The sequence below is a fragment of the Glutamicibacter sp. AOP12-B1-11 genome, from assembly GCF_052379245.1.
Lineage (GTDB): Bacteria > Actinomycetota > Actinomycetes > Actinomycetales > Micrococcaceae > Glutamicibacter.
This window is the reverse complement of record NZ_JBQSYL010000034.1, coordinates 21,215-41,789: the sequence shown is the minus strand read 5'-3', so window position 1 is coordinate 41,789 and position 20,575 is coordinate 21,215. Positions and strand designations below refer to the sequence as shown.

Genomic DNA, 20,575 nt, shown 5'->3' with positions numbered 1-20,575 from the left:
TTAAAAGAAGCAAGCGTGGTGCAGCCTGTTCAGCACGGCCGAAAGCATGGCATTTATAACAAGATCCTGATCCGACAATGAGCATGATTCTGATAACTTCGGCCGATGTGTTTGAGGTTCTTAGCCGTCGAATTCGATGCTTCATCCCTAGCAATGGTTAGTCCGGTCCTCACGAAGATCAGCATTTCCCGCCGCTACGCGGTCAACGAACGGAACAAAACGATTTCGCCTCACTCATTTTAGTGGCGTTCAAGGACATCTAGGGCATCGCCCACCGGGACTGGAATTCATGAATAGCCGTGGTTTCAGCAGCTCTCCGACATGCTCCTTGATCGCGTAGATTACCCCGATCACCGGATCCGTTTCTGGAGTCAGCTTCGGCCGTTCAACCTATTGGTAGATATGCGGAGACGGTAATCGCGGTTAGGGAGGGTGAATTTCAGGGTGAATTCAATTGCTTAGGCGAGGTGATCGGAGTCCAACTGGTCGATCCCGACGCACTGCCTGGGGGCTGCGAAGAAGGCTAATAATTCACGCCACGCAACGCGAGGTTAGTCACATATTTGCATGATATGGCGAAGAAGCCTCCGCCTTTAGAGCTCTTGCGAGTCGCGAAAAGCGTGATTTTCGGGCATTGATGACTTCAGCCTTTGTTCGATGATGAAAAAAGTTATAAATAATCCCATGTAATCGAGATTTTCTCACTCAAAAATGGCGAATGATGCAATCTTTGTCTATGAAAAATATTTTTTGAACAGGACAGATATATCTGTGAGGGTAATCGGAGAAACTTGTCGGTGAAAATTCATGCTTGTGAACTTGTTGAAATCTGGTTACTCTATGCCCCGCACATTTTTTGCGTAGCAATACGACCTCTGGCTTCGGCTCATTCTTCTCAGATACTCCTATTTATCATCTTGTTAGGCTTGCGAAGTCCACAGTGGCGGACGTCTGCGTTTAGGGAAATAGACAGGTGTTTTCCGCCCTGCTTAACAACGGTAAATGGGAATATAAAATGCGAATTGAGCAAGAGCCTGGCGTTTCAAAACGCTGGAAATCTATGCTTGCCTCGTTCCTTGCGGTAACCGTCGGAGTCGGAATGGCAGGTGTGGCGCCAGCAGTGGCGGCTCCTTCCCCCGATTCGTCTGTAGCTGATACAGCTGCCATAGGCACCGACTCGCAAGAAGGCGGACCGGAAGGTCAACAAGCAAGCGATTCAGGAGCGGACGAAGAATCCGCAGCAGCCAATAATGTTCAGGGCACAGTAACGCCGCAAGTTGGTACTCGTGCCGCCGCCGGTGCCGGCATGTTCTTGGAAAAGAACCTGACAAGTAGTGAAGCAATTCGTCCGGGCGATTTTGTCAACTACGAGATCAAGCTGGGCTGCTCCTCCAACACTGAACCATGTAGCGATGCGTACCTGATTGATTTGCTTCCTGAACCACTAGTTCTGGATAGCATTAATTACAACGGGTTCGCGAAGGATGTTACCGAAGAACCCGCAGAAGATGGCACTTCGGTAAAGCTGACTTTTAATGAGACCTCCGAGGACCGTCCCGGGAAAGTCGGTATCAACGATGGCACCGACTACACGATAACCATCGTGGCGAAGTTCCCCGATAACGCGGACCCAAAGTTCAATGGCCAGCAGCTGATCAACGAAGCCGAGCTGACTTCTGATCTTGGATCCATCAAGGATCCAGCCGAAGCTGTTATTCCGAACATTGATCTGGCTCCCAACGCCGAAATTACTAAGCAGTGGTCCGAGGATGTGCTGGAGCAGGGGTCTGATAAGAACATCAGCGCGACGCTCGGCGGAATCAAGAACACCTCCAAGGTGGGCGCATCCTCGATGGTCATCGAGGAGCCTTCGGGCGATACCGATCCATTCGCTTCAGTTGAATTCACCGGATTCGGCGACATCGTCTACCCAGAGGGTGCCGATGAACTCGTCGTTTCCTACTTCGTGGGCGACGCGCCAGAACCACAGGTTCTGGAAACCGCTAACCCCAATGCACCGCCCGTATTCCCGGAAGGCTTTGATCTAAAAACCATTACCGGGTTTGAATTCGTCTTCACCTCAACGAAATCAACCGACACCGAAGGCGGAATCATCGCCAACGGTACAACCGGCTCGATTCCGCTGAACACCGTCCTACGCGATGGTGCCGAAGCCGCTGTGGTCGCGAATGAAACCAACATCATCGCAGTACTCCCTAACGGCGAACAGAATGACCCTTTCACTGCTGAAGATAGCTTCGTGATTGAGTCGGCAAACTACACGGTGGATGCCACCAAGTCCTTCGCCCCGGAGCTGGTGGTTGCTGGTGATGCCGCAGAAATTGGTGATGGGCGCAATGCTTCCACGGTGAAGCTTGGACTGACCAACACCTCAAACCGAAATCTCACTAACTTAACCTTGAAGGAACCCGCAACGGGTACTTCACCGTTCGGCGAAGGCCTTAACTTCAGCAAGTTCAACGGCGGCACCTGGCCAGCCGGAGCCGCCACGGGTTTGCTGACGGTCGCCGGTACAGAATACCCACTTGAAAATGTTGACGGGAAGATCTCCCTGCCGGAGAACCTTCCTGCAGGTAGCGATGTCAAGGGCTTTGAAATATCCTTCGATGGAACTTTCGCCCCTAGCGCAGGATTCGAGTTCGAATTCGAAGTTCTGGCCACTGCAGTTTCTGCCGAGGGCTACAAGAACGTGGTTCTGGGCCAAGGCACTCCATCTGGAAACCAAGACGTCGTTGAAGACGAAGCCGGTGCTACCTTGCTGGTTCAGGAGCCAAGATTCGCTTTGATCGGAGGCAAAGGATTCAATCCCCACCGCATCGAAGGTATTCCGGGCGACAAGACTAGTGTTTGGCTAAATACCAAGGCTGATCAGACCAATACCAACATGGACGTCCGCGAGATCGTGCAGACCGACGACTTCGCGTCAATGGTTCCAGCATTCAAGGCCACTAGCGTCTCGGTGCCATCTACTCAGGGCGCTACCAAAGTTGTTGTGGAGTACAAGGACTCCGACAACAACTGGATTGAATTGGCTGTCTCCGAAGACGGCAATAAAATCGAGAACACCCCAATGCCCGAAGGAGCTACCGGGGTTCGGGTTACCTACACCCGCGATTCAGGCACGTTCCCGCATGACAAGGATGTGCGGGCACAAGTCAACTTCGAGGTCACCGATGCTCTCACCGATGAGCTGAAAACCGACAACGTTCTGGGCATCAACAACGGTGATGGCACCGAAGGATCAGTCTGGGTCGATAAGGAAATTCAGCTGCAGAGCTCGAAGTCCTGGGACCGGAACGTCATCGTTCAGAAACCTGTTTCCGAGGCGCCGACGAACAAGAACCCGACGAGCACCTTGAACCTGTGGGCGAAGAACACTTCGACCTATGGCGTCGACAAGCTTTCGATTGTTGATTCGAAAGCTGACGAAGTTAACCCTTTTGACTACGTTGACATTACAGGTATCAGTGCACAACTATCCGACGAAGCACTCCAGGATCTAGCCCACCTGACTTTGAAGACCGCTACTGGCGAAATCAACTTCACCGGTGAGGACGCCCTGACTCCAATGCTTCCCGAAGGACGAAGCTGGGAAGAGGTCACCGCATTCGAATTCAACCTCGCGAAGGACGGCGAAAAGCTGGTTCCACGCGACACCGAGTTCTGGGTCTCCGTTGGCACCGAGCTGCGCGATGAGCTGCGTGGCTCGGATCCGGCCCAGCCAATCGACGCAGCATTGGCCGAGCTTGACCGTATTGACGGCATGCGCGGCTACGTTCTGCCGAACACGGCTGTAGCGACCGTTCAGCGTGGCGACGAATCGGCTGTCAAAGAACCACAGGCACCGCTGGAGATCATTACCGAAAACTCGGTGGATCTCAATGCGACCCTGACCAAGACGTTCAACCCCGAAGGTCCGATCGATTTCTTTACCAGCAACGGCAACCCCGCACCGGTAAACGTCACCCTGAATGTTAATAGCGGAACCCACAAGGCCGACTATGTTCAGATTGTGGATCAGGATCCAACCTTCTGGAACACCTTCGATTTCGCCGGATGGGACCCCGTCCCAAACAGCCGTGTCTACGATGTCACTATCGAGTACTTCACCGGTGCGGAGTATGTGTTGAAAGATGGAACGCTGGTCGCTGAAGGCGGGGAGTGGACTACCACCAAACCAGCCAATGATCAGGTTCAAGGCGTTCGAGTCACTGCGGAAGGCCGCAACTTCGAAGAGCTACTTAGCAATGACACAACCATCAAGTTCAATGTTCTGCCACGGTACACCCTGCGCAGTGGTGAACTGATTGCACTCGAAGAGGGCCAGAGAAATCCTGGTGAAACCCAGGCGCTGACAACCGAGAACACTGCATCGGCAGAGGTCTCCCGTCTGGGCCAGGATCGTGACACCGACGATGCAACTGATGCTTTGGTATTCAACCCCGGAGAGACCAACTCCGAGGTTTCAAAGAATTCGGATGCCCCTAACGGGCAAATCGCACCGGGCCGCGAGTTGAACTACACGTTCACCGTCACCAATAACGGTACCGACGCGGTCTTGAACCCTGTCATTACCGATATATTGCCGAACGATGCCCAGGGACCGAAGCTGATTCTTGATCCTGAATGGCAGTCGCTGACTTCGTATTCCTTTGAGAAGAAATTCAACCAAGCGCCGGAAGGCACCGCGGTTGACATCTCGAAGGTTACCGCGGTTGAAGAAGACAATTCGCTGAAGTTCAGTTTCCCCGAGGGAACCAAACTGTACCCAGGTGAATCGATCACCGTGAAGTTACCAACCACCGTGCGTGGCGGGCTGAACGCGAAAGAAAAACTGGAGAACAAGGTTACCTTCAGCGGTGACAACTCCGAAGAGAGCAGCGATGACCATCTCGTTTCGGTCATCGAAGGCCAAGCCTACTCATCACGTAAGCTCGTTCGCGAGGTTTTGAGCGGTGAGCAGACCGAGAAGACTGGCGTTTACAACGTCAATTCCAAGGTTGAAAACGACGAAGCCTGCTACGCGTTTGAAGGTGGATTCTATCGTTACCCATGCATCGTGGAGACCAAACCGGGTGGTATCGCAGAGTGGAACCTCAGCGTTACCAACACCGGCAACGTTAACGCGCAGCACATGGAAATTCTGGATATCTTCCCGTACGTCGGAGACACCGGAGTAACGGGTTCCCAGGCCAACGCCCCGCGTGGTTCCCAGTGGGTTCCGACCCTCTTGGACATCAAGCTGCCAGAAGTTCCTGCAGGAACCGACATGGTGCTGTCTTACCTGACCGGTGATCCCGCGCAATGCAAGCCAAGCGGCGCCAATATGCAGGATCCATGGGCAGGTTGTGAAGGAAACTGGACCACCGAACGTCCGGCCAACCCGAAGGAAATCAAGGGCATCAAACTTGTTTTGGATTCGTCCGACGGGTTTGCGCCAGGCGAAGGTGTATCGCTGACCTTCACAACAGTTTCGGAAACTGAAATGCCAGAGGGAACTTCAGATTTCGCTCCCGCGTGGAACTCCTTTGGTTACGCAGCCCAGGCTCAGGTAAATGGCAAGACCGATTACCGCAGCCAAGAGCCAATCAAGACTGGTATCACCTTCAAGCCTGAAGAGAAGGAAAAGGTCTCAGTTGGTGACTACGTCTGGATCGATGAAAATCGTGACGGACTGCAGGATGAGGATGAAAAGGGCATCAAGGATGTCGTTCTGACCATCGTTGGCCCGGATGGCAAGGAAGTTATCGATGTATTTGGTAACCCAGTGCTGCCGACCATGACCGACGAGAACGGTTTCTACGAATTCAAGGATCTTCCGGTCCTTGAAGAGGGCCAGTCCTACACGGTGAGCATCGATCGTGAAGCGTCTAAGGAACTTTTGGCTCCTTACATTCCGACCATCGAGACTGACGACAGCCGCGAGAATGACTCTTCAACTTGGGAAGCCAGCTCGCAGGGTTTGACCGAAGACGGAGAGCATGATCCAACTTTGGACTTCGGATTTGTTACTCCGAAGGTTTCCGTTGGCGACTACGTCTGGATTGATGAGAATCGTGACGGACTGCAAGATGAGGATGAGAAGGGCATTAAAGATGTCGTTCTGAAACTCGTCGGCCCGGATGGCAAGGAAGTTGTTGACGTCAACGGCAAGCCTGTTGAGCCAACCACCACCGACGAGAGTGGTTTCTATGAATTCAAGGATCTTCCGGTCCTTGAAGAGGGCCAGTCCTACACGGTGAGCATCGATCGTGAAGCGTCTAAGGAACCATTGGCTCCTTACATGCCGACTATCGAGACTGAGGACAACCGTGAAAACGACTCTTCAACTTGGGAAGCCAGCTCGCAGGGTTTGACCGAAGACGGAGAGCATGATCCAACTTTGGACTTTGGATTTGTTATTCCGAAGGTTTCCGTTGGCGACTATGTCTGGGTTGATGAGAATCGTGACGGACTGCAGGACGAGGATGAGAAGGGCATTAAGGATGTCGTTCTGAAACTCGTTGGACCAGATGGTGAGCCAGTAGTTGACGTCAATGGCAAGCCTGTTGAGCCAACCAGCACCGATGAAAACGGCTACTACATCTTTGACAACCTGCCGGTTCTCGAAGATGGGCAGTCATACACGGTGAGCATCGATCAGGAAGCGTCTAAGGAACCTTTGGCTCCTTACATTCCGACTATCGAGACTGAGGACAACCGTGAAAACGACTCTTCAACTTGGGAAGCCAGCTCGCAGGGTCTGACCGAAGGCGGCCAGCATGACCCAACGCTGGACTTTGGTTTTGTAATGAAGCCAGAGCCGGTCAAGACTTATGCCGTGGGCGACTACGTCTGGGTTGATGCGAACGAGGACGGTCTCCAAGGTGATTCGGAAGTTCTTGAAGGTGTGAAGGTCATCCTGCTTGACGGTAACGGCGAGAAAGTTTCTTCGACGACTACCGATGAGAATGGCCGCTACCTCTTTGATGAGCTGCCAGCCGGTGACTATCAGGTCAAGTTCGAATTGACTGGCGAGCAGACCAAGAAGTATGAATTTACTTCGCAGAATGCTGGGAAGAATGATTCGAACGACTCGGATGCTGATCCAAAGTCCGGTTTGACGATCAAGTTCACTTTGGATGACGAGAACGCCTCGTTGACCAAGGCATACTCAGACCAGGAGTTCAAGGCTACCGAAGGCATCGATCCGACGTGGGATGCAGGCGTCGTTTTGAAGCCAGAACCTGAGCCGACGGAACCTACGACTCCGACTGAGCCGACTGAGCCGACTGAGCCGACTGAGCCGACGGAACCTACGACTCCGACGGAACCTACGACTCCGACGGAACCTACGACTCCGACGGAACCTACGACTCCGACTGAGCCGACGGAACCTACGACTCCGACGGAACCTACGACTCCGACTGAGCCGACGGAACCTACGACTCCGACGGAACCTACGACTCCGACTGAGCCGACGGAACCTACGACTCCGACTGAGCCGACGGAACCTACGACTCCGACGGAACCGACGGAACCGACGGAACCGACTGAGCCGACGGAACCTACGACTCCGACTGAGCCGACGGAACCTACGACTCCGACTGAGGAACCCTCGGTTTCCTTGGGTGACTACGTTTGGGTGGATAAGAACCGCGACGGAATTCAGGATAAGGACGAAGACCCACTTGAGGGTGTGGTTCTGAAGCTGATTGGCCCGGATGGCAAGGAAGTTGTTGATATCAACGGCAACCCTGTCGGCCCGGTAAGCACAGATGAGAACGGTTACTACATCTTCAAGGACCTGCCGGTTCTGAAGGATGGTGAGTCGTACACGGTTGTTATTGATCGGGAAGAATCCGCTGATGTCTTGGACGGCTACCTGCCGACTAAGGAAAACGGTACCGACCGGGAGAAGGACTCTTCTACTTGGGAAGCCAAGTCTGAAGGACTGAACGAAGATGGGGATCACGACGGAACCCTCGACTTCGGTTTCTATCTAGAAGATGAACTTGAGCCGTCTCCGACGGAACCGACCGAGCCGTCTCCGACGGAACCGACCGAGCCGTCTCCGACGGAACCGACCGAGCCATCTCCGAGCGAATCGACTCCAACGGATCCAGCTGAGGAACCTTCGGAAGATCCAACCGATTCGCCAGAGAAGAGCGAAGATCCTTCACAGGATCCAACGCCGACCGAGATGTCTGAGCAGCCTTCAGCTTCTGAATCTGTTGACGGTTCTGAAGAACCACAGCAGACACAGGAGCCAAGGAACGATGACAATCTGGCCGACACTGGTATCAAGACCATGTCGTTGCTAGTTCTTGGTCTGCTCCTGGCAGCAGCCGGTGTAGTTTTGGCCCGCCGTACTCGCGGACGCCACAGCTAATTAGCGGTTGAGGTAACAAAAAGGGTAGTGCCCGGGTATACCTTGGGGGTCGGGCGCTACCCTTTTTGCTATGAGTACGGATGCTGGTATTCCGAGCATCGCATCTCCTGGCGAAGCTAATCGGTTTTTGTCCTATGACAAAGTTTCATGTCACATGGACGCCCACACAGTTCTGCAAAGGGAGAGAATTTCTACAAGGATCGATTCAGCCGCAGCCGGCTCCGGGTCCGTGCCACAAGCACAGCACCGGCTATGGAAATGGCCAGAACGAGTGACCATCATAGGAAGCTAGGAGAAATGGTTGACGACAGCATGATGGCGTAGGTTTGCTGTGCCGTGGTCACGTCGAGCCGGTGCCCCTCACCAATAGGTGATGAGTGTTGCTTCCGGTGGGACGCAAGACACGAGGGGTAAGCAGTCGCCGAGATCCTGGCGCAACGCCTCGGCTTCAATATGCAGTACGGCCAGGATCTATCCGGTTTCGCAGTACAAGGCTTCGTTCAAGACAGTCATGGCCAAAACGCCGCTGGGGACTCGCTTTCCTTAGCGTGTGAAGGAGTCGGCATCGACAATTCTCGAGTGTGATTTAAGGACACTCTGGTTTCCTTCGCCAGCTGAGGGAAGCGTCTTTCCCTAGAGGTGTCCGACGTCTTCAGCTAGGGTTTTTCATTCCTTCCACGGAAGATCAACGAATCTTCGCCACGCGTCGGTTTCTGGACGTGACCCAACATTTCTCCAGCCAGATCAGCGAACGATCTTCACCCCGCCATCGGGCCCGGGGAGGAAGCGCGATTCATACGATCTTTCGCCTTTTCGCAAGTCAGGTAGGAAATGAGCGCAAGAGGAATTGTACCGGAAGATCTCGTTCCGGCCCGCCGCGGAAGTGTACGCTAAAGTACGATGCCGTGGTCCCACGCCGGAAATCAGGTCCCAGCCTGTCCCGAAAGATCACAAGTCAGGAGAGAGAATTAGGATATGGATCTTTTCACGCAGTCAAGGCCTTCCGCTGAGGACCCTGTTGCTGCGATTCTATGGGACCGGATCGCCCCGAGTCTCGATCCGAAGATACACCTGTTGCTGCTCAATGCACCCCAGGGTTCGAATCGGCACCGGGTGGCTCTACGATGGCTTGATGGTCAAGGAGAGCTGATCGATGAGAGTACTCCACCCGAGGAGCTCTTCGACAAGATTGCCGAGCGACAGATGCGTGCACCCGACGCACGGATAGCAGTCATTCTTCCCGCTGGCTCGATCGCCGCCGATATAACGCGCCATATCGGTGGCCACGTTGTTGACTTCAGAGATCTGTTCCTGAGCGCTTCAGATATATCCAAGTTGGCCGGAGCGGGTTTCACTGACGCGGAGAGGCTACGGCAACTGACCGGTGGATGGCCCGGTTGTGTGCGTAGTCTTCTGGCGGACTCTTCCAATCAAGATGCCGCGGTCAATGCGCTGCGTCGTGCAGCTTTGCCGTGGATTGAAGCTCTTGATCCTGAAGGCATCTTGAGGGAGTGCGCGTTCCTTCCTGAACTTACTGAAGAACTCATGGTGGCTTTCTACGGCGATCGCTATCCAAACCCCCCAGGGATCTCGGCCCTCAGACGCGCGGCCATGGCACAATGCTCCCCGTCCGGGGGCTGGATCATGCCTGAATTGCTTCGGCAGGTGCTTGTTGAGGACTGTGAGTGGCGGGAGCCCCAGCGTGCGCAGTGGCTCCACGAGCATGCCGTTGAGGCCATGCATGCCGCCGGGCGTACCCGCGAGGCCGTCCGTTCAGCACTAGGTAAGCGTTCGTGGCGGGCTCTGCCCACAGTCCTCGTCGAAGGCTGGGTGGACATTTTTACCACTGAGCCGCGCCTCCTGTTCGAGGCAGGCGCCCGATTGCCTCGATGGGCTACTAGCCGGTCACAAATCTATGGTCCTGCGATGAAAATCGCTGCCGCGGCCGCTAAAGACCGGATGGTCGTCCCCTTTCCCACCACGGAACCTGACTACATGACGGACTACACTGCCCAGTTGCTACGCGAGCACACCATCGAGCTCTATAGGCAACCGAAACCAGAGGCTATCTTCGCGGGTCTGATTGAATTGGGAATACTGCGCTTCCACGGCCACTATGGACCGGAGGGGACAGATGCTGCGTGCAGACTGCGTCGTGCGGTCCAGCAGGCGACAGCTGCTGGCAACGTTCGACCAGCGTTGGCAGCCATGGCCGAACTGCATGCCGGAATATCGTTGGATATCGCCAACGAACGACCGTCGGCGACAGCCGCTTATGAATCAGCCTGGTCTCTGGCTGAGGTTGCGGGCAACCATTTCATTGCCGCGGACGTAGCATCCAAATTGTCGCTGGTTTATGCTCAGGAAGGCAATACCCGCGCTGCTCGGCGCTGGCTCATGAGCTTCCATGATCACCATTCCAAGGTTCGTTGGGGTTCGGCAATGGTTGGTCGGGCAGCAGGGCTTGCTGAAGCATTCGTGGCCTTCGCCGAGTTGGATATCGAAACTTTGGGTTCAATACTGGGGCAACTGCCTGCCGAGCCTGACAACGATGAGTTCTGGGCGGTGCACGCGCTGCTGCTTGCCATGCATGCGGCAGTGACCGGTCAGGCAGAGGCCGCGCACCGGATGTTGGAGGAACTTGTGCTGGGCCGTCCCCACGCAGCCAGTTCGCCGATGGCCAGCAGAGCTTTGCACCACGCCGCAGCAATTCTGGGCGTTGAAGGCGGCTTCATAGCATTGAACCGTCAAGCTGGGTCCGCAGCACCCGCTTATCCGCCAGAATTTGTTGTCACCCGTGCGCTGCATCGACTGTATTGCGGGGACCGCAACGGAGCTCTTGCTGTTCTGTCGAGAGCGCCGATCGTAGTGACTGGAGCCCGGTACGACAATCTGATCCGAAATACGCGGCTCGCAGCACGCTACATGGGCGTGCTGCCGGAAGGGATCCTGGCGGACATCGCAAAACGGCATGCAGTGGACGGTGAGCTGAGTGATTTGGTCCCGGTCTGGATGAACGGGAACACGTTGGAGTTGGAAGAGTTGCTGCAACTTACTGCTGAGCAGCTGGGCAGACTGAAGATTTTCATGCCACCCTCCAGTATCGAAATCAGGCCTACTCTGACTGAACGCGAACTCAGTGTACTGGCAGGGCTGCGCGCGGACCATTCACGCAGTCGAATCGCAGAACAGCTTTTTGTCTCGCCTAACACGGTCAAATCCCAGATCAGCTCCCTATACCGCAAACTGGATGTCAACTCGAAGGCGGAAGCGCTAAAAGTTGCCCGTCATTGGGGGTACTAATCAGCGTTATGCGGTTATTGGACAAGCATAATCGCGGATACCTGGGGCAGGTTTACGTCGGGTCAGGCTCATTGCTAATTGACGTTGTACTGCCTGAACACTGCTAGTTTCCGCATCCAGGATCTCGGAAGACACACCATCGACACAGCATCGATTCGAGCGGAATCCTTGAACAGGGCTCTTGGTTCCTTGCGCATAGCATGCATTGACAATATCCATCTTCGCAGAGCGGACTGCGAGCCTTACTTACGCTTCGGGCTCACCACGCTAAAAATTGAAGCGCCGCGAAAGCTCAAAATAGCAGGTTAAACCTCGTTGGCCGGCACCGCCAAAGCGGTGCCGGCCAACGAGGTTCTCGTTTTCCAGGATCGCGGTTAGGCGAAGGCCGAGATGCCGGTGATGTTGCGGCCCATCAGCAGCGCCTGCACGGTTTCGGTGCCTTCGTAGGTGTGGATGGCCTCGATGTCGGCAAAGTGGCGGGCCACGCGGTTGCTGGTCAGGATGCCGTTGCCGCCGAGCAGGTCGCGTGCATTCGACGCGATCTGGCGCGCGGTACGCGTGGCGGTGTACTTGGCCAGCGAGGCCTGCGGACCGGTCAGTTCGCCGCGGGCTTCGCGTTTCGCGGACTGCACGGCGAGCAATTGGATGGTCGCCAGTTCGGACTGCATCCGAGCCAGGCGTTCCTGCACGATCTGGCTAGCTGCCAGGGGGCGGCCGAACTGGATGCGCTGCTTGGCGTAGAGCACCGCGGATTCGTAGCATGCGGTGGCATGGCCCACGGCCGACCAGGCGACCCCCAGCCGGGTGGCGAACAGCACCCGTGCGGTGTCCTTGAAGCTGTGCGAATCCTCAAGCACCTCCGCGTCGGCCACGAAGACGTTTTCCAAGCGGATATGCGCCTGCCAGATGGCGCGCAGCGAGAGCTTGTGCTTGATGGTCGTCGCGCTGTACCCGGCGGAATCCTGATCGACCAGGAAGCCGCGGACGTTGCCCTCGTCGTCGCGAGCCCAGAGAACGGTGATGCCGCCAATGGAGCCGTTGCCGATCCACTTCTTTTCACCGTTGAGCACATAGCCGCCCGCAACCCGATGCGCGCGGGTTTCCAGACCAACCGAGTCCGAGCCGTGGGTTGGCTCGGTCAGCGCGAAGGAGCCGGCAAGCTCCCCGGCGAGCATCGGCAGGCCGTACTTGGCTTTCTGCTCCGGGCTGCCGCAGTACATGATCGAGCGCAGCGCCAGCCCGCCCTGGACGCCCACGATGGTGGCCACCGAGCCATCCCCACGGGCCATTTCCATATTGATCAGTCCGGCGGCCATGGGGCTCATGGCAGGCAGCCCGTCCACGTCCAGGCCATCACGCAGAAGGCCGTAGTCGCCGAGCTTCTTGATCAGATGCACCGGGTAGTCTGCCTTGTCCCAGTATTCGTGAATATCGTCCTTGACCTCTTCGAGGATGAACTTGCGGGCCCTGGCGCGCCAGTCGGCGTCGGCCGGATCGACCTCGGCCAGCACGCCGGTGGGGTCGATATCTACCCCGTCTGCCCAGAGGTCGTACTCGGGCTCCACAACACCGGCGGGAAACTCGAATTCGGTGTGCTGCTGGGTCATTTGGGGGCGCTCCTTTGCGGAAGGTCAAAAACTATTCTTCAACCAGCCTAATGGAACGCAGTGTCATGTCAAGAAACTAGGTGTCATTTTTTGTGTTCACGCAGGGCTTTTGCCACCGCATCGAGCACGGTCTGCTCATCGCTGCCTTCGTCGAGCACCGAGACCACCACCCGTGGCGACCTGGCCGAGGATTTCGGAGCATTGCTCGGATCCAGCAAGTCGACGAATCGGTCCAGGAATAAACGCACATCCCTGGCCAAGCGCTCCCTGTCGGTGGCCGAAGGGTCGCGCAGCCACAACCGCAGGTGGTCATTGTGGATGGCGACTAACCCTGCGCTGATGCCTAGGCAGAGAGCACGATGCGGCGCACTGGCGGCAAGCTCCCGGGCGGACAGGAAGTCGTAGAAGGCCCGCTCGTAGCGATGGGTGGAAACTAGTTCGCGTTCCCGCAGCGAGGGCACCGAAGACAGCAGGCGGTGACGCAGCTGCGCCGCCTCGGGATTCATGGTGTACTGGTCGAAGACCACATGCGCCGCATCGATCAGGGTCTGGGTTGCGCTGACCGAAGAAGCCGCAAGGGTCGTTTTGACGTGGGTGATGATCATTTCCTGATCCGCGAACACCATGTTTTCCTTGGAGCCGAAACGGCGGAAGAACGTGGAGCGCGACATTCCGGCGGTCGCCGCGAGCTCGTCGACACTTGTTGTGTCGAACCCTTGGGTGATGAGGAGGTCCAGGGCTGCTGAAGGTACGGCGGATGAAGAGATCATGATTCTTGAATTTAGCATGTTTCCACTTTTCAGCTCCGGCTCACGGGACTAAATGATTGTGATCATTCCCCGGGGTGACTACGCTGAGGTTCAAGGCCACTCATTTCAGGAGTGTGGCCGCAAAACAACTTGGAAGAGAAGTGAGGGCCCATGGGAATCTCTATCGCAAACGCCGCTCTACGTTTGGTCAGTGGCGCATTCATTCTCAACAGCGGAATCAACAAACTGCGCATCGATGAGGCCAGCGCCGCCGGACTGCAGCAGCTGGCCTCCAACGGCATTCCTCAGCTGGGCGAGTTGGAGCCCGCAGCATTCGGCAAGGCGGTCTCGGTATCCGAAATCGCGCTGGGCAGCGCCTTGCTGTTGCCCATCATTCCCTCGCGCCTGGCCGGCATGGGTCTCGGGGCCTTCTCGGGTGTCCTGCTGTCTTCCTACCTGCGTACTCCGGGAATGACCGAATCCGATGGCATTCGCCCAACGAGCGACGGTACGGCCCTGGCGAAGGATGTCTGGCTTGCCGGCATCGCCGTGGCCTTGATCTTTGGCCGCCGTGCAGTCAAGCAGGCCAAGAAAAAGAAGTAGTACTCTCAAGCTATTGAGCAGAGCATTGGGTTCGACGTAAGTTTGACTTAGGGCTGCAGGTTTTCAGTAGTCACTATCAAGTTTCTAACTAAGAGGAGAACCCATGGGTTTCTTGGATAACGCAAAAAAGAAGCTGGGCGAAGCAGTCGAAAACGTCAAGGAATTTGCTGGTGATGCATCCGAGAACGTCAAGGAATTCGCTGGTGATGCATCCGAAAACGTCAAAGAGTTTGCTACCGACGCCACGGAGAATGTGAAGGACTTCGCTGCCGACGCGCAGGAAAAGATTGGCGAGACGGTCGAGAAGGCCAAGGGCGAGGATAAGCCGGACCAGTCCGCATAAGTTTCCTCAGGACCTGAAACAGGTGTGGCTCCGCGTAAAAAACGCGGAGCCACACCTGTTTTTATTGCCTTGAATGGCTAGGTTACCGGCTTCTTTTCTGCGGAATTCAAGAACACAACGACCAAGACCGCGGCAATGGCCACCAGGCCGGGCAGCATGAGGGCCTGGCCCAAGCCCACCGCGGTGGCCTCGCCTATCGCTTCGGTGCCCTGGGCCCGGACCTGGAGGATCTGTGCGGAAACGCGCGATTCCATCATGACGGCGATCAACGCCGAACCGAGCACCGAGCCAATCTGCCGGGTCGTATTGTAAATACCCGAACCGGCGCCGGCATCGCGCGGAGTCAGATCCTTCGTCGCGGCCAGCGAAAGCGAGGGCCAGATCATCGCGGAGCCAAGGCCCTGCACGGTGGAAGGGATCAGCAAAGTCCACAGCGGTGTGTCGACATGCATCATGAAGGCGTACACCACCGTCGCTCCACCGAGCAGCGCAAAACCGGGAACCGCAAGGGTGCGCGGATTGAACCTATTAACCGTCTTGCCCAACACCGGTGCGGCAAAGATCGCCACAGTGGCCATCGGCGAGATCATCAAAGCCGACTGCGTGGGGGTCAAGCCACGCACATTTTGCAAGAAGAACACCATCGGCAGGCTCATGGTCGCGATGCTCAAGCCCATGCAGCTAATCGCGAGGTTCGCCAACGAGAAATTACGAACGGCGAAGAGGCGCAACGGAACCAGGGGTTCCTTGGCCGTTTTCGATTGCCACCAGATGAAGACGCCAAAGAGGACTATGCCCAGACCAATCAGATGCCACGAGGATAGCGGGCCGATAAACGGTTCCCAATTCGTCGCCTCGCCCTCCTGAATGCCAAAGACCAGCGCGAACATGGCAACCGCCGAAAGCAGCACTCCGACCAAATCGAAGGAGTGCGCCTGCGGTGCCAGGCGGGGCACGTATTTCAGCAGCATGATGAAGCTCAGGATCGCAATGGGCAGGTTGATGAAGAAGATCCATTCCCAGCCGATGGAATCCACCAGCAGCCCGCCGGCAATGGGGCCGACCAAGGTGGCGATACCTGCCACCGCGCCCCATAGGCCCATCGCAGCTCCGCGGTGCTGGTAGGGGAAGAGCCTGGTAATCAGCGTCATTGCCTGGGGTGAGATCAGTGCCGCACCCAAGCCCTGAACCGCTCGGGCAAAAGTCAGCGAGGCCAATGAGGTTGACAGTCCGCACCAGAGGGAGGCGAGCGCGAAAATCAGCAACCCGATCAGGTAGATATTACGCGGACCAAATCGGTCACCCAGGCGGCCGGTGATCAGCAGCGGCACCGCGAAGGTGAGCAGATAGGCACTGTTGATCCACAAGATCCCCGAGATGTCTGCATCCAGGGATTCCATGATCGCGGGCATGGCCGTGGACACGATGGTGGTGTCCAGCAGGATCATGAAAAAACCGATGACCAGAGCCCAGAGGGCATTCCACGCGGTTTTTCGATCAAAGTCCGATTCGGGGCTCACAATTTTTGGCACTGACCAAGAATAATGCTTGCATGGTGAAACTAAAATAGCTGGGTGGGCTTGGCGCCGGAATCAGTCGAAGCTCACAGTGCCGTCGATACGGGTGGCCACATCGCCACTGACCCAAACTCCATATTCGGTCGCCTCGATATGCAAGATGGCTTCACGGCCCACACGCGTTCCCTGGCGTACCGTGTAGCGCTGCGGGGCAAGGCCGGATTTAGTCAGCCACACGCCAAATCCGGCATTGAGCGAACCGGTCGCAGGGTCCTCTTGTATGGCTTCGCCCGGAACGAAGGCCCGGACCTCGAAGTCTGCCGGAGGCTGCAGCACTACCGAGCCGAAGCGCTCCTCCGAACGCGTCTGATCGGAGTAGTCCAGGGGACGTAATTCTTCGCGGGTTCCGGAGATCCGCGGCAGCACGGTGGCGTGAGGCTGCCAGACACCCTGAGTCACGCTTGACGCGGTGTACGGGCCAATGACTCCGAGCTCCAAGCCGTCCAGGGCCGCGTAGTCCGGTTCGATCCCCAGCACCAGGTCGGCGTCGCGCAGCACCAGCCCTGCATGGTGCGGGCCGTTGACCAGCCACTGGTGCGCGATGACGTCTTCTGCGTTGATCCCTAGCCCGGAGATCGCCCACTGCAGCACGTCGGCTTCCAGCGGTCCGCTGCGAGTCAGCGGGGGAGCGAGAAAGGCGAGGCGGCGTGCGTGGTTCTCGCCGGCCTCGCGTTCGATCCGAACCTGGATCAGCCCTGCATCGCATTGCTGAATCAGATGCCCGTTCGGGCTGGCCTCACCGCCCGCCTCGATCCAGGCGTGCGCGGCTCCAAGAGTTGGGTGCCCGGCAAAGGGCAGTTCGGTGGTTGGGGTGAAAATGCGTATCGCATAGTCGGCTTCGGCGTTGCTGGGGGTAACGAAGAAGACGGTCTCGGAAAGGTTCAGCCACTGGGCAAAGCGCTGCATCTGCTCGGAGTCCAAATGATCTGCCTCAAAGACAACGCCGAGCCCATTGCCATTGAAGGCAGTGGGGGCAAAAACGTCAACCTGCTGATAAGCAAATGTGCGATACATATAAGCATCGTGGCACATTATTCAGCAGGTTGACACGGTGTTACGCGGTTGCACCCGTCATGACGGCAGGCTCATAGCGCGAGCACAGGTTAGTACCAATAGTGAGCTACATCGATCACCAATCGCGATCCCTGATCAGGGCCGGAGAGGACGAAGACCCGCATGGGCAGCCTTGCCCGCGTGGACATTCCGACCTTGGTTTGGCCTTCAAAACTTCCCAGCCAAACTTGCTGGCGGAAGGTCTGATAGTTCAGCGTCTTGACGGTGGCGCCCGGGTTGTAGCTCGGGCTGGCGCCGGCCTTCAGCAGAATTTCTAGTCGAGCCCCGCCTGTGGTGCTCACTTCCTCCCCCGATCCAATACCGGTGAGTTCGCTGACGTATTTCACCGAGTAGCCGGCCGGGTTGCCGTTCAGGTCCAGGACCATCCGGTCAAAGCAGGTGTGGCGTCCGGTACGGATATTCGTCATTGACGACGTAGTTGAGCTGGTTGAGGTTTTGGCTAGAGAACCCCAATATACGGTTTCGCAAGCGGTCGCTGGGCTAGCGGCCGGGGCGGCTGCCGCCACGGGAGCCACCGAGAGCATCGTTGCTGCAGTGAGCGCTGTGAGTAATCCGAGTTTGGTGCGGCGCATGTGAACCACCGGCTTTCTATCGATTGCGCCCTGGAGCCCGGTTCGAGCCCTTGAGACTACTAAAACCCCGTCGCCAACGCGGTGCAATAGCCCGAAGCCAACTGGAATTCATCTGGTGCGCTTCTGTAATACGTCTGGGCTCTTCGGGGTTTACCCAAGGTGTCGCACAGCCGTCGGCTAGGGTCTTGTGACATGCTTTAAGGATGTTGCCAAGCCCATCCGCACCAATCGATGACACTGTCGACGAAGTTATTGAAGTTTCCCGCTTCCTACCCGAATCGTTGCAATTTCTGGTGGTTATCGCCGTTGGATTAACCATTGCCGCGATCCTCGCCTTCGTGATCAGCGGGCTGACCCACCGCATTTTCCAACGCACCGGGCTCGGGGAGATCAACGTCAAGGGCGCGCGGATTCCGATATTCGGCACCTTCGCCTCGATCATCCTCAAAACCTCGATCCTTGCCTTCCAGCGGGAAGCCGCTGGCTACAAGTTCTGGCAGTTTGCGCTGCTGATCTGCCTGGTCTTCTTCCTCACCTGGCTGATTATCGTGCTGGTGAAGATCGTCGAAGAAGTGGTGCTGGCAAGAATACGAAGCCGCTTCGGCCCGGGCCGCCGGCTGGCCAAGGTGCAGACCCAGGTGGGACTGCTGCGCCGCGTGCTGATAGCGGTCTTGTGCATCATCGCGGTAGCCGCCGTGCTGCTGACAATCGAGCAGGTCAGGGCGTTGGGTGCAGGTATTCTTGCCTCAGCCGGCCTGGCCTCGGTAGTTGTTGGCCTGGCCGTGCAGTCCTCGCTGGCCAACGTGTTCGCCGGGCTGCAGATTGCCTTTACCGATTCGGTTCGCGTGGATGACATCGTGGTGGTGGAAGCCGAACGCGGCACGGTAGAGGAAATCACGCTGACCTATGTGGTGGTGCTCCTGATCGACGGTCGCCGCATGATCCTGCCCTCGACCTACTTCACCACCACGCCATTTGAGAACTGGTCGCGGCGCAGCACCGAAATCGACGGAAATATCACCCTGCAGCTGAAGCTCAATGCACCGATCGATTACCTCCGTACCCGCACCACCGAATTGCTTGAATCCTCGGATTGGTGGGACGGCCGAACTAACAGCCTGCTTGTGACCGACACCTACGGCGGGTTGCAAACGGTGACCATTTATTTATCTTCCAGGGACCCGGGGGACCTGTGGAACCTGCGCAATATGCTGCGCGAGAAGCTCTTGAGCGAGCTGGTGCAGGGCTACCCGGAATGCCTGCCGGATCCGCGCACCATGCAAAATCCCAATATGTAGTGCGGGCGCCGGCTCAGAGGCGCAGCGCCGCCGGGCCGTAGTCGAGGTACTGCTGCTCGCGGGAGGTCGACTCGCGCAACGCCTGGATGAGCAGTTCGGCCTTGTCGATGAGGTCCTGGATCATCGTATCGTCGCGTTCGATCCAGATGAACTCGGGGACGGCCTGGACCGGGACGAAGTTATGGTGCTGTTCCCAGACGAATAAGGTCCGCTGCGCGCCGATGACATGCTGCTGCCAGAGCACCTGGCGCAGGTAGTTCTTCGGGATCTTCTTAAACGGCTTATTGGTGGTCTTGATTTCGGCGAGCACCGGAGAACCGTCCTCGTCGAACCCCAAGCCGTCGGGGGTTGCCAGGTGCAGCCTCGAATGCTGCGCATGGAAAAGCTGGGAGGACGGGAAGATGTTGAAGTTCTCCTGCACCCAGGCGGCGATCACCGGTTCGCGGCGCCGTCCGTGGTCGGTGTAGGTATTTCCGGAGAACCCCGAGCCATAGAGTTTGTCCCAGGCCGCATTGCGGATGGATTTCTCCGTGGATAGCTTGGCGACGTCGGTGGCGGTGATGCCCTGTGCCCGTGCCCGCAACCATTCGATGCGGTTGGTGGAATCTGCCAACACTCGTTGGAGGCATTCATGGTCAATCCGAGGCACGCTAGTCACCTGATCCATTGTTCCCCATAAAGGGCCCGAACGCGTGCAGCATCGCTGGCGACGGTGCGTGAGCCTAGTCGCTGACGTGGGCGATGGCCGCTAATAATTGCTGCAGCGTAGGGGTGTCGGTGCCCCGGAACTTCTCTTCGTCGTTGGCGAGCAAACGGATCACCGGTGTTGAAATCACACCCATTTCCTGGCCGCGGCTGACCTGTTCGACGACATCGATCTCTTCGACGGCCAGCTGCGGAAGCAGCTTCGCGGCGCGCAGGACTACCTGCCGGGTCCGCACACATGGGGCGCAGAAAGGCTGGGTATACAGTTCAAGCTTCATCGCCTTCGAGCCTACTGCGAAATGGCCCCGAATGCGGTGAGCTGGCTCCTACCGCGGGATGAGATCGCCCACCA

Annotated in this window: 12 protein-coding genes and 1 pseudogene; 5 read left to right on the top strand and 8 right to left on the bottom strand. The window is 57.0% G+C overall.

The features are described 5' to 3' along the window. Nucleotides 1-53: 53 nt before the first annotated feature. Nucleotides 54-390, bottom strand: a pseudogene (locus ACT3UQ_RS17105) (transposase); the annotation flags it as partial. 625 nt (nt 391-1,015) lie between these two features. On the opposite strand from ACT3UQ_RS17105, the gene ACT3UQ_RS17100 reads away from it, so the two are divergent. Together ACT3UQ_RS17100 and ACT3UQ_RS17095 are read left to right on the top strand one after the other, a co-directional pair. Beyond that, nucleotides 1,016-8,392 (top strand): SdrD B-like domain-containing protein, encoded by a 7,377-nt coding sequence (locus ACT3UQ_RS17100; RefSeq protein ID WP_444637587.1) that lies wholly within the window; start codon nt 1,016-1,018, stop codon nt 8,390-8,392. Nucleotides 8,393-9,367: 975 nt separating this feature from the next. Next, the gene (locus ACT3UQ_RS17095) at nt 9,368-11,695 is read left to right on the top strand and encodes a LuxR C-terminal-related transcriptional regulator (RefSeq protein WP_444637586.1); all 2,328 of its coding nucleotides are present in this window, start codon (nt 9,368-9,370) and stop codon (nt 11,693-11,695) included. 374 nt (nt 11,696-12,069) lie between these two features. On the opposite strand, the gene ACT3UQ_RS17090 is transcribed toward ACT3UQ_RS17095, so the two are convergent. Both ACT3UQ_RS17090 and ACT3UQ_RS17085 read right to left on the bottom strand, forming a co-directional pair. Further along, entirely contained in the window at nt 12,070-13,302 is a 1,233-nt protein-coding gene (locus ACT3UQ_RS17090) for an acyl-CoA dehydrogenase family protein (RefSeq protein WP_105554529.1), read from the bottom strand. 83 nt (nt 13,303-13,385) lie between these two features. Further along, nucleotides 13,386-14,072, bottom strand: coding sequence for a TetR/AcrR family transcriptional regulator (locus tag ACT3UQ_RS17085; protein WP_181150574.1), 687 nt, complete (start codon nt 14,070-14,072; stop codon nt 13,386-13,388). Between the two features lie 150 nt (nt 14,073-14,222). Here ACT3UQ_RS17085 and ACT3UQ_RS17080 point away from each other — a divergent pair, with 150 nt between their 5' ends. Together ACT3UQ_RS17080 and ACT3UQ_RS17075 are read left to right on the top strand one after the other, a co-directional pair. Next, a complete protein-coding gene (locus ACT3UQ_RS17080; RefSeq protein ID WP_096289286.1) occupies nt 14,223-14,654 on the top strand; it encodes a hypothetical protein in 432 nt (143 codons plus the stop codon). A 103-nt stretch (nt 14,655-14,757) separates the two neighbouring features. Next, entirely contained in the window at nt 14,758-14,997 is a 240-nt protein-coding gene (locus tag ACT3UQ_RS17075; RefSeq protein ID WP_105650773.1) for a YtxH domain-containing protein, read from the top strand. A 77-nt stretch (nt 14,998-15,074) separates the two neighbouring features. On the opposite strand, the gene ACT3UQ_RS17070 is transcribed toward ACT3UQ_RS17075, so the two are convergent. The 3 genes from ACT3UQ_RS17070 to ACT3UQ_RS17060 form a co-directional block, all read right to left on the bottom strand. Continuing rightward, the gene (locus tag ACT3UQ_RS17070) at nt 15,075-16,529 is read right to left on the bottom strand and encodes a DHA2 family efflux MFS transporter permease subunit (protein WP_444637585.1); all 1,455 of its coding nucleotides are present in this window, start codon (nt 16,527-16,529) and stop codon (nt 15,075-15,077) included. Between the two features lie 60 nt (nt 16,530-16,589). After that, nucleotides 16,590-17,588: a PhzF family phenazine biosynthesis protein gene (locus ACT3UQ_RS17065; RefSeq protein ID WP_105650775.1), complete on the bottom strand. Its 999-nt coding sequence runs from the start codon at nt 17,586-17,588 to the stop codon at nt 16,590-16,592. 89 nt (nt 17,589-17,677) lie between these two features. Then, nucleotides 17,678-18,055, bottom strand: a complete 378-nt coding sequence (locus tag ACT3UQ_RS17060; RefSeq protein WP_258138841.1) for an AMIN-like domain-containing (lipo)protein — start codon at nt 18,053-18,055, stop codon at nt 17,678-17,680. A gap of 368 nt (nt 18,056-18,423) precedes the next feature. On the opposite strand from ACT3UQ_RS17060, the gene ACT3UQ_RS17055 reads away from it, so the two are divergent. Further along, complete coding sequence (locus ACT3UQ_RS17055; RefSeq protein ID WP_444637584.1) at nt 18,424-19,518, top strand: mechanosensitive ion channel family protein; 1,095 nt, start codon at nt 18,424-18,426, stop codon at nt 19,516-19,518. A gap of 13 nt (nt 19,519-19,531) precedes the next feature. Here the strand turns inward: ACT3UQ_RS17055 and ACT3UQ_RS17050 are convergent, their stop codons facing one another. Further along, complete coding sequence (locus tag ACT3UQ_RS17050) at nt 19,532-20,176, bottom strand: YqaJ viral recombinase family protein (protein ID WP_258133763.1); 645 nt, start codon at nt 20,174-20,176, stop codon at nt 19,532-19,534. A gap of 64 nt (nt 20,177-20,240) precedes the next feature. Continuing rightward, complete coding sequence (locus ACT3UQ_RS17045; RefSeq protein ID WP_444637583.1) at nt 20,241-20,501, bottom strand: glutaredoxin family protein; 261 nt, start codon at nt 20,499-20,501, stop codon at nt 20,241-20,243. Nucleotides 20,502-20,575: the final 74 nt, after the last annotated feature.